A 12,414-nucleotide genomic window follows, 5' to 3' on the forward strand; every position below is an offset into this window, starting at 1 on the left:
GGCGCGCCGCCGGGCGGGCCCGCGTCCGGCGGGGGCGGCTCGGTCGCGATCCGCGGGATTTGGCGTCAGTCCTCGCCGAGCCAGGTCTCCCGGTGCTGGCGCGGCACGAAGCGGCCCGTTCCCGGGCGCGCCAGCACCTCCGCCCCGTCCCAGATGCAGCGGCCGCGCAGGTAGGTGGCGGCGACGCGGGCCCGCATCCGGCGCCCGTCATAGGGCGACCAGCGCGCATCCTCCCGGTCGCGGATCTCGCGCGCGTCGAAGACGAACTCCCCGCGCTCCAGCACGCAGAGGTCGGCATCCGCGCCGACCCGCAGCGCCCCCTTCTTCGGGTAGAGGCCGTGGAAGCGCGCCGGGCGCTCGGCGCAGTGCCGGGCCATCAGGGTCGGCGGCAGGCCGCGCTCGGCGAGCAGGGTGTACATCAGCGGCGCGAAGCTCTGCAGCCCGGTCAGCCCGGCGCCGGGGGCGAAGATGTCGCCCTCGTAGAGCTTGCGCCCGCGCGGCCAGGGGGCGTGGTCGGTCGAGACGTAGGCGACCTTGCCGGCGAGGAGCGCGCCCCACATCCGCTCCACCTCCGCGGCGGTGCGGAAGGGCGGGTTGCACTTGCCGAAGCCCTGCAGGCGGACGAGGTCCTCCTCGGTCATGCAGAGGTACTGGATGCAGGCCTCGCCGGTGGTCCTGGCGCCGCTGCGGCGGAACACCTCGGCCAGCTCGAAGCCGCGGGCGAGGGAGGAATGGGCGATGTGCACATGCGCCCCCGTCTCCAGCGCCATCTCGAAGATGGTGAGGTCCGCCAGGGTCTCGGCCAGCGGCGGGCGGGTACGGCAGTGCATGATCGGGTCGGTGCGCCCGGCCGCCTTCGCCTCCGCCGTCAGGCGCTCGACCAGCTCCTGATCCTCGTTGTGCACCGCCACCATCAGCCCGGTCTTCGCGATCTCGCGGAAGGCGGCGACCATGGTCGGGTGGTCTATGCGCGGGAAGCGGACCGGGTCGTACTCGTAGGTGGAGAGCTTGAAGCTGCAGGCCCCCGCCTCGGCGAGGCCGGCGATCGCCTCCACGCCGCCGGATTTCGCGATCGTGCCGTAGAGCGCCATGTCCACATGGGAGGTGCGCTCCACCCATGCCGCCTTCTCGCGGAGGATCGCCGCGTCGGTGACGGGGCGCGGCACGTCGTAGGGCATGTCCACGCAGGTGGTGACGCCGCCGGCGGCGGCGGACATGGAGGCGCCCTCGATCCCGGGCCAGCCGGTGGAGGAGGAGGTGTGCATGTGCCCGTCCACCAGGCCGGGCAGCACCAGCCTGCCCGAATGGTCGGCGAGGCTGGCCGCGGGCGGCGCCACGCCCTGGCCGATCGCCGCGATCCGCTCGCCCCGCACCGCGACGTAGCCATCGGCCAGCACGGCACCGGGCAGCACGAGATCGCCGCGGATCACGAGGTCGAAGGGGGCGGTCTCCATGGGGGGCGCTCCGGCATCGGGGACGGCAGGCTAGGCCGGGCCGCTGGCCGCCTCAACCCGCGGGCGGGGGCGGGCGCCCGCCGCCCGCGCGCGATCCGCGATGGACGAAAGCCGCGCATAGGGACAGAAAGCGTCTCACCACCGCAGCCACAGAGGGGGACGACAGGCCCGTGCAGTACCACCCCGTCAAGCTCTACCCGTCCAAGGCCCTGCTGCCGCGCGAGGAGCAGCTCGCCTGGAAGATCGCCGGCGTCGCGGCCGACAGGGTGCCGGTCGAGAAGGACGTGCAGGAGATGATCATCAACCGGATCATCGACAACGCCGCCGTCGCGATCGCCGCCATCAACCGCCGCCCCGTGGTCTCCGCCCGCGGCATGGCGCTCGGCCATCCGGTACGCGCCCGCGACGGGCGGGCGGGGGCGACGGTGTTCGGCGTGCGCGCGGCGACCCGCGTCTCCCCCGAATGGGCGGCCTGGGCCAACGGCACGGCGGTGCGCGAGCTCGACATGCACGACACCTTCCTCGCCGCCGACTACTCCCACCCCGCCGACAACATCCCGCCGATCCTCGCCGTCGCGCAGCACATGGAGCGCTCGGGGCGGGACCTGATCCGGGGCATCGCCACCGGCTACGAGATCCAGATCAACCTCGTGCGCGCCATCTGCCTGCACGAGCACAAGGTGGACCACATCGCCCATCTCTGCCCCGCCGCCGCCGCCGGGATCGGCACCCTGCTCGGGCTGAAGCAGGAGGTGATCTACCAGGCGGTACAGCAGGCGGTGCACACCGCCATCACCTTCCGCCAGTCGCGCAAGGGGGAGATCAGCTCCTGGAAGGCCTACGCCCCGGCCCATGCCGGCAAGCTGGCGGTGGAGGCGGTGGACCGCTGCATGCGCGGGGAGGGCGCGCCCTCCCCGATCTACGAGGGCGAGGACAGCATCATCGGCTGGGTGCTGTCGGGGCGGACCGTGGCCGACCAGAAGGGCCGCGCCGCCGCCTACGAGCCCGTGTACTACGAGGTGCCGCTGCCCGCGCCCGGCGAGCCCAAGCGGGGCATCATGGACAGCTACACCAAGGAGCACTCGGCCGAGTACCAGTCCCAGGCGCTGATCGACCTCGCCTTCCGGATGCGCGAGCAGATCCGGGACTTCGAGGACATCGAGCGGATCGTCATCCACACCTCCCACCACACCCACTACGTGATCGGGACCGGCGCCAACGACCCGCAGAAGATGGACCCGAAGGCGTCGCGCGAGACGCTCGACCACTCCATCATGTACATCTTCGCCGTGGCGCTGCAGGACGGGCGCTGGCACCACGTGGACAGCTACACCCCGAAGCGGGCCTCCCGCCCCGACACGGTCAGGCTGTGGCACAAGATCGAGACCCGGGAGGACCCGGAGTGGACCCGGCGCTACCACTCCCGCGATCCGAACGAGCTCTCCTTCGGCGGGCGGGTGGAGATCTTCTTCAAGGACGGCACGCGGATCGAGGACCAGCTCGCGGTCGCCAACGCCCACCCGCTCGGCGCCCGGCCCTTCGCGCGGGACGACTACATCAACAAGTTCCTGACCCTGACCGAGGGGCTGATCTCGGCGCGGGAGGCCAACCGCTTCCTCGCCGACGTGCAGGACCTGGCCCGGATCCCGGCCGGGGAGCTGCACGCGCTGAACGTGGCCCTGCCCGCCGGCGCGCTCGAGGAGGCGAAGCCCGGCATCTTCTGAACCAGGAGCGGGGGGCGCACCGCCCCCGCCCCGCCCGAGGGAGCGAACCGATGAGCGACACGCCAGAGATCAAGAAGGGCCTGGTCGGCGTCTATGCCGACGTCTCCGCCATCTCCAAGGTGATGCCGGAGACCAACAGCCTGACCTACCGCGGCTATGCGGTGCAGGAGCTGTGCGAGACCTGCTGCTTCGAGGAGGTGGCCTACCTGCTTTGGAACGGCGAGTTGCCGAACCGGCGGCAGCTTGAGGCCTTCAGGGCCGAGGTGGCGGCGGAGCGCCCGATCTCGCCGGCGCTGCACCAGGTGATCCGCGCCTTCCCGAAGGACGCCCACCCGATGGACGCGATCCGCACCGCGGTGTCCTTCATGGGCATGGAGGATCCGGAGGGCGGCGACACCTCCGAACCCGCCACCCGCCGCAAGGCGGTGCGGCTGCTGGCCAAGATCCCGACCGCGATCGCCGCCGCCCACCGCGCCGCCAAGGGGCAGGAGCCGGTGCAGCCGGACCCGAGGCACAGCTTCGCCGAGAACTTCTTCCACCTGGTCTTCGGCAAGGTGCCGCAGCCCGAGGTGCTGAAGGCCTTCGACGTCTCCCTGATCCTCTATGCCGAGCACACCTTCAACGCCTCCACCTACACGGCGCGGCTGGTGACCTCGACCGGGGCGGACATCCACGGCGCCATCACCGCCGCCATCGCCGCGCTGAAGGGGCCGCTGCACGGCGGCGCCAACGAGGCCGTGATGCACATGCTGAAGGAGATCGGCGAGCCGGCGCGGGCGCGGGAGTGGCTGCAGGGCCGCTTCGACCACCGCGCCCTGGTCATGGGCTTCGGCCATCGGGTCTACAAGAGCGGCGACAGCCGCGTGCCGACCATGACCAAGTACGCCGAGCGGATGGCCGAGGTGGTGGGCGACACCCGCTGGATGGAGATCAGCCGCATCCTGGCCGAGGAGATGCTGCGGGCGAAGAACATCCACCCCAACCTCGATTTCCCCGCAGGCCCCGCCTACTACCTGATGGGCTTCGAGATCCCGCTCTTCACCCCGATCTTCGTCGCCTCCCGCATCACCGGCTGGGCGGCGCACGTCATCGAGCAGGCGGCGGACAACCGGCTGATCCGCCCGCTCTCCTGGTACACCGGGCCGGAGCAGCGCCCGGTGCCGCCGCTCGACGCGCGCTGAGCCGATCCTCCCTCGCGCATCCGCCGGCTCCGGGCACGGGGCCGGCGGTTTCTTTTGCGCGGGCCGCGCACACCGCACCGTGAGGATCGGCGCCGCTGCGCGCCGCGGTGACGCGCCATCCGGTCCGGCGCACGCCGCCTGCGTGTGCTGCGCGCACAAAAGCGCGGCGCTGCGCAGGGTTTCTGTTGACATGCGGGATGCGTGTGCAGATAGCGTGATGCGCGCGCCGACATCGCACGCGATTCGCTCTGCAGCGGACCAGCACAGCGTGCAGCGTCGTGCCGCAGCAGGGAAGGACGGTCCATGGACCGCAGGCCAGGCGGGATGAGGGCGCAGCCACGCTCCCGACATCCCGCGGCGCCACCGGGCAAATCCGGCGGCGCAGGAGCAGCGAGGGGAGACGCCATGCGGCACGCCGCCAGCCTCTTCGCCGTTGCCTCATCCTGCCCAACCTGGACGGCGACCGCCTGGGTGCCGCGCGCCTCGGGATCCGCGCGCCTCCTCCGTCGCACGACCCTCCCTGCCGAGTACGGGTCCGTGCCCCGCCGTGCGGCGCGGCCCCGCCCCACAACGGAACGCATAAGGAGATCCTGAGCCATGACCGACAAGACCGAGGCACCCGCCGCGCCGCAGGCGCAGGCGATGGCCATGTCCACCAGCCGCCGCAGCGCCGGCGGCAAGAGCGGCTCGGCGCGCAGCCGCACCACCGCCAGGAAGCCCGCTGCGCGGAAGACCACGGCCGCCAAAAAGCCCGCCGCGCGCAAGACCGCGGCGGCCGCCAAGAAGCCCGCCGCGCGCAAGACCACGGCGGCCAAGAAGCCCGCCGCGCGCAAGACCACGGCGGCCAAGAAGCCCGCCGCGCGCAAGACCGCGACGGCCCGGCGGACCACCACCGCCGCGCGCAAGACCACCACGGCGGCGAGGAAGCCCGCCGCGCGCAAGACCGCGACGGCCCGGCGGACCACCACCACCGCGCGCAAGACCACCACGGCGCGCAAGACGGCCNACCGCGCGCAAGACCACCACGGCGCGCAAGACGGCCAGCGCCTCCAAGGCTGCGCCGCGCCGCGCCGCCGCGAGCAAGGTCAGCAGCGCCTCCCGTTCCGAGGCGGCGAAGAAGGGAGCGGCCACGCGCCGCGCGAAGCGCGAGGCCGCCGCGGCCGAAAGCGCCACGACCACGACGCCGCAGGCCGAGGGCGGCGAGACCTCCTCGACCTGAGCCTACCGCTGATCCCGGCAGGAGGGCGCCGTTCCAAGGGGGCGGCGCCCTTCTTGCGTCCGGCGGCGTCGCGCGCCTATGCCCGCCAGCCGCCGAAGAAGGCGAAGTCGGCGACAGCGCGGCGTTGGCGTGGCGCCTGCTCCCGCGCGCGGAGATCCTCCGGCAGGGCATCCGCCGGTCCGGGATAGCCGATGGCGATGGCGGCATAGGGCTCGAAGCCGTCCGGAATGGCGAAGGCCTCCCGCGCCCGGTGCGGATCGAAGCCACCCATCTGGTGGATCTGCAGCCCGAGCACCACGGCCTGCGCCGCCATCTGCGCCATGGCCGCACCGGTGTCGTAGCCGGCATGGCGGTTGGGGCTGCCATCCTGCGGGAAGGTGGTGCGGGCTACGGCGAGCATCAGCACCGGGGCCTGCGGCGCCCAGCGCCGGTTATTGCCCGACAGGCAGGCGGCGAGCGCCGCATGCGCCTCCGTCTCCCGCTCCCGCCGGGCGACGATCAGGTGCCAGGGCTGCGCGTTGAAGCAGCTCGGCGCCCAACGCGCGGCTTCCAGCAGGCTGGCGAGTGCGGCATCGGGCACCGGGCGGTCCTGGAAGCTGCGCGGGCTCCAGCGGCGGCGCAGCAGCGCCTCGATCGGGGCCTCGGCCGGGGCTTCGCGGTCCGGCGGCGTCATGGCGTCCATGCTGGTCTCCTCTCGCGTTCAGCCGAAGGTGTGGAGCAGCTCGTCCACCTGCGCCGCGGTCAGGGTGCGCGCGCCGCGGTCGTGCAGCAGCAGGGCGAGCCGCGCCGCCTCCTCCAGCTCTTCCGCCGCCCAGACCGCGTCGTCGAGGGAGGGGCCGGAGACGACAGGGCCGTGATTGGCCAGGAGCACCGCGCGCGCCGCGCGCGCCGCCTCGGCGATGGAGGGCTCCATCGCCGGATCGCCGGGGCGATAATAGGGCAGGACAGGCAGCGCGCGGCCGATGCGCATCACGAAATAGGGCGTGAGCGGTGGGATCGGCGCCGTCCCGCCCGGCGCGGCGAGGCAGGCGATGGCGGTGGCGTGCGTCGAGTGCAGGTGCACCACCGCCCCCGCCTCCGGCCTCGCGGCCAGGAAGGCGCGGTGCATGAACACCTCCTTCGAGGGCCTGTCGCCGCCGACATGGCGCCAGGCGGCGTCGAGCTTGCTGATGCGCGCCGGGTCGAGCCGGCCGAGGCAGGAATTGGTCGGCGTGATCAGGACGCCATCCTCCAGCCGGACGCTGATGTTGCCCGCGCTGCCGACCGAGAAGCCGCGGCCGAACAGCAGCCGCCCATGCTCGCAGATCGCCTCGCGCAGCCGTGCCTCCTCGCTCATGCCGCCGCTCCCTCGAAGGCCTTCAGGAAGAAGTCGCGCGCGCCGAAATTGCCGGATTTCAACGCCAGGTGCAGCCCGGCCGGCTCGGCATAGGTCCAGGGCACGCCGGGGTCGATCTCCGGCCCGATGCGCAGCGAGCGGATGCCGAGGCGCTGCACGACGGCGCCCGAGGTCTCCCCGCCCGCCACCACCAGCCGCCCCGCGCCGCGTGCCACCAGCCCTTCCGCCACGGCGGCGAGCGCGGTCTCGATCAGCGTCCCCGCAGCCTCGCGCCCGAGCTTCGCCTGCAGCGCCGCCACCTTCTCCGGCGGCGCGCTGGCGGCGATGACGATGGGGGCCGCGCCGAGCCGGCCTTCCGCCCAGCCCAGTGCCTGTGCGGCAAGCGCCGCGGCGTCGGGCGTCTCCAGCGGATCGAGTTCCAGCACCGGCACGTGGCCGCGCGCGAAGCCGATCTGCCCGAGCGTCGCGCGCGAGCAGGAACCGGCCACCACCGCCGCCGCGCCCCGCATCGGCGGCAGCGCGGCGGCGGCGGCGCCGCGTTCCGGCAGCAGCCCGGCGCGGCGGAAATTCGCCGGCAGGCCCATCGCCACGCCGCTGCCGCCCGTGATCAGCGCGTGGTGCTCGGCGGCCTCGCCGATCGCGAGCAGGTGCGCATCCGTCACCGCGTCCAGGATGGCGTAGCGCCGCCCGCCTTCCTTCAGCCGCGTCATCGCCTGGCGGATCGCCGCCGGCCCCTGCTCCACCACCGCGAAGGGCACGAGGCCGACTGCGCCATCGGTCTGCCGCCCGAGCACGCGCACCAGGTTGGCGTCCCGCATCGGCGTCAGCGGGTGGTTCTCCATACCGCTCTCGTTCAGCAGGGCGCTGCCGACGAAGAGGTGGCCCTGATAGACAGTGCGGCCATTGGTGGGGAAGGCGGGGCAGGCCAGGGCGAAGCCGCAGCCGAGCCGCCGCGCCAGCGCATCCGCCACCGGGCCGATATTGCCCTGGTCGGTGCTGTCGAAGGTGGAGCAGTACTTGAAGAAGATCTGCCGGGCGCCCGCGGCGAGCAGGGCTTCGCAGGCGGCCAGGCTCTCCGCCACCGCCTCCGCCGCCGGTGCGGTGCGCGACTTCAGCGCCACGATCACCGCATCCGCCTCGGGCAGTGCGCCCTCTGGCACGCCGATCACCTGCACGGCGGTCATGCCGCCCTTCACCAGGGTGTTGGCGAGGTCGGTGGCGCCGGTGAAGTCGTCAGCGATGCAGCCGAGCAGCAGCGGGACAGGCATGGCGGTCTCCCAGGAAAGAGCGAAAGCACGCCTCGGGACGATGCCGCCCTCGGGCGATCCGCTCCACGGTGGATTGCCGCCGGAGCGGGCGGGCGTCCACCGCGATCCGTCTCAATGGCCCGGCGGCAGCGCCAGCAGGTCGCGGTGGCCGATGCGGGCGGTCAGGATGCGTGCCTCGATCTGGCGCAGCCGCGCCTGGCTCCACGCTTCCAGCAGCCCGCGCCGGCCGCGGTGCTGCCGTGCGGCCGCCGCCTCATGGCCGAGCACCAGCTCGGTCAGGAACGCCTCCGCGACCCCGCGCAGGGAGGGGTGGCCGCGGGCCGGAACCACCCAGTCGCTCGGCGCGCTCTCCACCGTGAAGCCGCGCGCGGCGAAGAGGCGCGCGATCGCTTCCGGTGCGCGCGGGCCGAGGGCGGGGCCGAAGCCCTTGTCGCGCCCCTGGTCGCGGCGGAAGGCGGCGGCGATGGCGGCATCGGCGCGGTGCGGCGGGCTGAAGCGGTCGCGCCCGTCCACGCAGAGCGCGGCGTAGAAGGGCACGCTGAGCGTCGCCGCCATCCGCTCCAGCCAGGGCTCCGAGACCAGGTCGCAGAGCGCGCTGCTCAGCACCGCATCCGCCTGGGCGAGCGGCAGGTTGCGCGGCGCCTCGGCAAGGTCGGCGATCACCCCCTCCACCCGCCAGACGCCGCCCGGCGCGTGCACCAGCAGCGTCCTGCGGCTGGGGAAGGTGACGCGGAAGCCGATCGCCTCGGCGCGGTCGGCGATGGTGTCGAAGGCCTCCTCGACCATGGCGCGGTCGGCGTCCACCAGCGTCCAGGCCTGGGCGCGGCCGATGCGCGGCGCCAGCCAGCGCAGCAGGCTGCCGGTGCCGGCGCCGAGGTCGAGCAGCCGCGGCCGCGCCGGCAGCGCCGCGACCAGCCGCGCCGCGAGGCGCTCGCTGCGGGCGAGGGCGTCGAAGGGCTCGCGCAGCGCCAGCCATTCCGGGTCGAAGCCCTCGGCCTCGCTCATCCGGCGCGTTCCAGCTCGGCCAGGAAGGCGCCGGCGCGGTCCTGCCAGCGCGGCAGGCGCTGCCCGGCCTGCCAGGCGGCCTCGGCCATCCCGGCGCGCAGATCGTGGTCGAAGATCATGCGGCGCAGCGCCTTGCCGAGGGAGGCGGCATCGCCGGGCGGGGAGCAGATGCCGGCCTCCACCGGCACGAGATCGGCGATGGCGCCGCCGGCGGTGATCGCCACCGGCAGGCCGCGCGCCAGCGCCTCCGCCGCCGCCATGCCGTAACCCTCCCACCAGGTGGCGAGGGCGAAGATGTCGGCGCGGTCGTACAGAGCCTCCAGCGTTGGCGCGTCCACCTCCCCGGCGAGGGTGACGCGCCGGGCGATGCCAAGCTCCTCCGCCAGGGCGTGCAGGCCGCGCGCATGCACCGCGTCGCGCGCGCCGCCGGCGATGGTGAGCGTCCAGTCGAGGTCGGGCAGGCCCGCGAGGGCGCGCATCAGCACGTCGTGGCCCTTGCGTGGCGTCAGCGCGCCGACCGAGAGGATCGCCACCCCCGGCCCGCCCGAGCCGCGGGCGCGCGGCGCCGGGTCGGTGCCGGGCTCGACCACGCCGATGCGCGCGGGATCGGCGCCGAACTCCTCCGCCAGGCGCCGCGCGGTGAGTGGCGAGGTGGCGATCAGCCGCGCCATGCGGGGGAACAGGGCGCATTCCCGCGCCTTCAGCGCGGCGCGATCGTCGGGCGGGACGCCGCGCTCCAGCGCCGTCGGGTGGTGGATCAGCCCCACCGCGCGGCGCCGCTCCAGCGCCTCGGCGAGCGGGGCGAAGGCGGGCAGGCAGAGCCCGTCCACCACGATCCGCGCCTCCTCCGGCACGGTGCCGAGCGCCTCGCGCGCCGCCGCCTCCGCCGCCGCGTCGGGCAGGGGGTGGCGGCCGGCGAGTTCGACGACGCGCACCTCCCGCCCGAGGGCGCGCAGCCCCTCGGCGATGCGGCGGTCGTAGAGGTAGCCGCCGGAGACGGTGTCGAAGGGGCCGGGGACGAGCAGCGTCACGCTCACGCGACAGGACCCTCATAGGCGGCCCAGGCGTTCGGGCTCTCGCGCAGCAGCACCTTCAGCCCGGTGACGCCGCCGCCCTGCGGCCCGAGGCGGCCCTCCTTCAGCGCCTGGCGGAGCAGGCCGTGGATGTGGAAGGCGAGGTATTCGGTGGTGGTGTTGCGGCCGGCGAACTGCGCCTCCTCGTCGAGGTTGCGGTAGTCCAGCGTGTCCAGCGCCTGGCGCAGCGCCTGCTTGGCGAGGCCGATGTCCACCAGCAGGTTCAGCGCGTCGAGCTTCGGGGCGCGGAACTCCGCCTCCACCGCAAAGGTGGCGCCGTGCAGGCGCTGGGCGGGGCCGAATTCGGCGCCGCGGAAGCTGTGGGCGATCATGATGTGGTCGCAGACGGTGACGGAGAACATCGCATCCACACTCTTATATATAGGTGACGAGGGGGCAGGGCGGCGCGTCCGGGCCGGAGAGCAGGCGCGGCAGCGCCTCCGGCAGCGCGGCGAAGGGCACGGGCGGGCCGAGGAGCGTGTCGCACCACGCGTCGTCGAGCAGGGAAAGCGCCAGCGCCAGCCGCTCGGCATGGCTGCGCCGGCCGCGCATGGCGGGGCTGACGGCGCCCACCTGGGTCGAGCGCAGCGTGAGGCGCCGGGCGTGGAAGGCCTCGCCGAGCGGCAGCGCCACCTCCCGCGCGCCGAACCAGCTCGCTTCCAGGATGCGCGCCTCGAAGGCGCAGGCGGCGAGGGCGGTGCGCAGCCCTTCCGGCTGGCCGGAGGCGTGGACCACCAGCTCGTGCTCGGGCGCGAGGGCATCGGCGGGCAGGAAGCGCGCCCCGGCTGCCCGCGCCAGCGCCTCCCTGCGCGTGTCGGTGTCGTGCACGGCCACCGCCATGCCGGGGATGCGCGCGAGCAGACGCACCACCAGCAGACCGACCACGCCCGCGCCGATCACCAGCGCCCGCTCCCCGGGCAGCGGCCGTGCGTCCCAGAGGATGTTGAGCGCCGTTTCCATGTTCGCGGCCAGCACGGCGCGCGACGGCGGCAGGCCGGCGGGCAGGGGCACGCACATGGCGGCGGGAGCGAGGAACAGGTCCTGGTGCGGGTGCAGGCAGAACACGGTCTCCCCGATGCGGTGCGCCGGCCCGGCCTCGATCCGCCCGACGGCGCAGTAGCCGTACTTCACCGGGAAGGGGAAGTCGCCCGCCTGCAGCGGTGCGCGCATCCGCCCGTGCTCGCTCTCCGGCACGCGGCCCTCGAAGACCAGCCGCTCCGTGCCGCGGGAAAGGCCGGAATGCAGGGTGCGCACCAGCGCCTCGCCCTCCGCCGGCGGGCGCAGCGCCTCCTCGCGCAGCGCCGCCTGGCGCGGGCCGGTGATCCAGAGGGCGCGGGCCTTCACGGGGAAGGCGCCGCCGGCCGCGCGCGGTCGAGCGCGATGTCGAACAGCACGTCCGGGCCCAGATCGTAGTGCCGCCAGGGAAAGCGCAGCCCGTCGGCGATGCGCGCGGCGGGCGGCAGGGTGAAGGCCGGGATGCCGGAGCCGAGCAGCACCGGGGCCACCGTCACGTGCAGCCGGTCGAGGCAGCCCGCGGCGAGGAAGCGGCTGACGGTGATGCCGCCGCCCTCGACGAAGACGCGCCTGAGCCCGCGCGCGGCGAGCGCGCGCAGCACGGCCGGGATGCAGAGCCCCGTGGCCGCGGGCGCGCGCGGCAGGCGCAGCACCTCGGCCGCGCCGAGGCGGTCGGGGCCCGGCACGTCCTCGGCGCAGAGCAGCAGCGTCGGCGGACCCTCGCGGAAGAGGCGGTAGCCTGGCGCCAGGCGCCGCTCCGTGTCCAGCACCACGCGGACGGGATCAGGCCCCGTCACCTCGCGCGTGGTCAGGCGCGGATCGTCCTGGCGCACCGTGGCGGCGCCGACGATGACGGCATGGCAGAGGGCCCGCAACCGATGCGTGTGCAGGATGTCGCCCTGCCCGCCGATCCATTGCGAGGAGCCGCTGAGGGTGGCGATGCGCCCGTCCAGCGTCTGCGCCAGCCGCCCCACCACCAGGCAGCCATCCGGCGTGCGCGGGGGCAGCAGCAGCGGCGCGAAGAGGTCCGACAGTTCGGAGGGCGGCAGGCGCGACGGATCGCCGCCATCGCGCAGCGACAGCAGCGCGGCCCAGGCGGCGTCCTCCGGTGTCCCATCCATGATGGGCTCTATGGCGCGA

The 12,414-nt window shown here is 74.2% G+C and carries 11 protein-coding genes; 2 read left to right on the forward strand and 9 right to left on the reverse strand.

All coding sequences use genetic code 11. The annotated features are described in order from the left end of the window. Nucleotides 1–65 precede the first annotated feature (65 nt). Complete coding sequence (locus ET526_RS02890) at nt 66–1,454, reverse strand: dihydroorotase (protein WP_135466159.1); 1,389 nt, start codon at nt 1,452–1,454, stop codon at nt 66–68. A gap of 170 nt (nt 1,455–1,624) precedes the next feature. Between ET526_RS02890 and ET526_RS02895 the strand changes: the two genes are divergently transcribed. Both ET526_RS02895 and ET526_RS02900 read left to right on the forward strand, forming a co-directional pair. Continuing rightward, nucleotides 1,625–3,178, forward strand: a complete 1,554-nt coding sequence (locus tag ET526_RS02895; protein ID WP_135466160.1) for an MmgE/PrpD family protein — start codon at nt 1,625–1,627, stop codon at nt 3,176–3,178. Nucleotides 3,179–3,228: 50 nt separating this feature from the next. Then, complete coding sequence (locus ET526_RS02900; protein ID WP_135466161.1) at nt 3,229–4,359, forward strand: bifunctional 2-methylcitrate synthase/citrate synthase; 1,131 nt, start codon at nt 3,229–3,231, stop codon at nt 4,357–4,359. Nucleotides 4,360–5,654: 1,295 nt separating this feature from the next. On the opposite strand, the gene ET526_RS02910 is transcribed toward ET526_RS02900, so the two are convergent. The 8 genes from ET526_RS02910 to ET526_RS02945 form a co-directional block, all read right to left on the reverse strand. Continuing rightward, nucleotides 5,655–6,260, reverse strand: coding sequence for a nitroreductase family protein (locus ET526_RS02910; protein ID WP_204623457.1), 606 nt, complete (start codon nt 6,258–6,260; stop codon nt 5,655–5,657). A gap of 18 nt (nt 6,261–6,278) precedes the next feature. Next, nucleotides 6,279–6,914, reverse strand: coding sequence for a 3-oxo-tetronate 4-phosphate decarboxylase (gene otnC, locus ET526_RS02915; RefSeq protein ID WP_135466162.1), 636 nt, complete (start codon nt 6,912–6,914; stop codon nt 6,279–6,281). Continuing rightward, nucleotides 6,911–8,182, reverse strand: a complete 1,272-nt coding sequence (gene otnK / locus ET526_RS02920; RefSeq protein ID WP_135466163.1) for a 3-oxo-tetronate kinase — start codon at nt 8,180–8,182, stop codon at nt 6,911–6,913. The genes otnC and otnK overlap by 4 nt, the downstream gene beginning before the upstream one ends. A 111-nt stretch (nt 8,183–8,293) precedes the next feature. Next, on the reverse strand, nt 8,294–9,187 hold the full coding sequence (locus ET526_RS02925; RefSeq protein WP_135466164.1) for a class I SAM-dependent methyltransferase: 894 nt from the start codon (nt 9,185–9,187) through the stop codon (nt 8,294–8,296). Next, nucleotides 9,184–10,224, reverse strand: a complete 1,041-nt coding sequence (locus ET526_RS02930; protein ID WP_135466165.1) for a glycosyltransferase family 4 protein — start codon at nt 10,222–10,224, stop codon at nt 9,184–9,186. Before ET526_RS02930 ends, ET526_RS02925 begins: the two co-directional genes overlap by 4 nt. Continuing rightward, the gene (locus tag ET526_RS02935; RefSeq protein ID WP_135466166.1) at nt 10,221–10,622 is read right to left on the reverse strand and encodes a 6-pyruvoyl trahydropterin synthase family protein; all 402 of its coding nucleotides are present in this window, start codon (nt 10,620–10,622) and stop codon (nt 10,221–10,223) included. The genes ET526_RS02930 and ET526_RS02935 overlap by 4 nt, the downstream gene beginning before the upstream one ends. Nucleotides 10,623–10,635: 13 nt before the next feature. After that, the gene (locus ET526_RS02940; protein WP_135466167.1) at nt 10,636–11,604 is read right to left on the reverse strand and encodes a zinc-dependent alcohol dehydrogenase; all 969 of its coding nucleotides are present in this window, start codon (nt 11,602–11,604) and stop codon (nt 10,636–10,638) included. Beyond that, the gene (locus tag ET526_RS02945) at nt 11,601–12,395 is read right to left on the reverse strand and encodes a RibD family protein (protein WP_135466168.1); all 795 of its coding nucleotides are present in this window, start codon (nt 12,393–12,395) and stop codon (nt 11,601–11,603) included. The genes ET526_RS02940 and ET526_RS02945 overlap by 4 nt, the downstream gene beginning before the upstream one ends. Between the last annotated feature and the right edge of the window lie 19 nt (nt 12,396–12,414).

The organism is Crenalkalicoccus roseus (assembly GCF_004761865.1).
GTDB classification, from domain to species: Bacteria; Pseudomonadota; Alphaproteobacteria; order Acetobacterales; family Acetobacteraceae; genus Crenalkalicoccus; species Crenalkalicoccus roseus.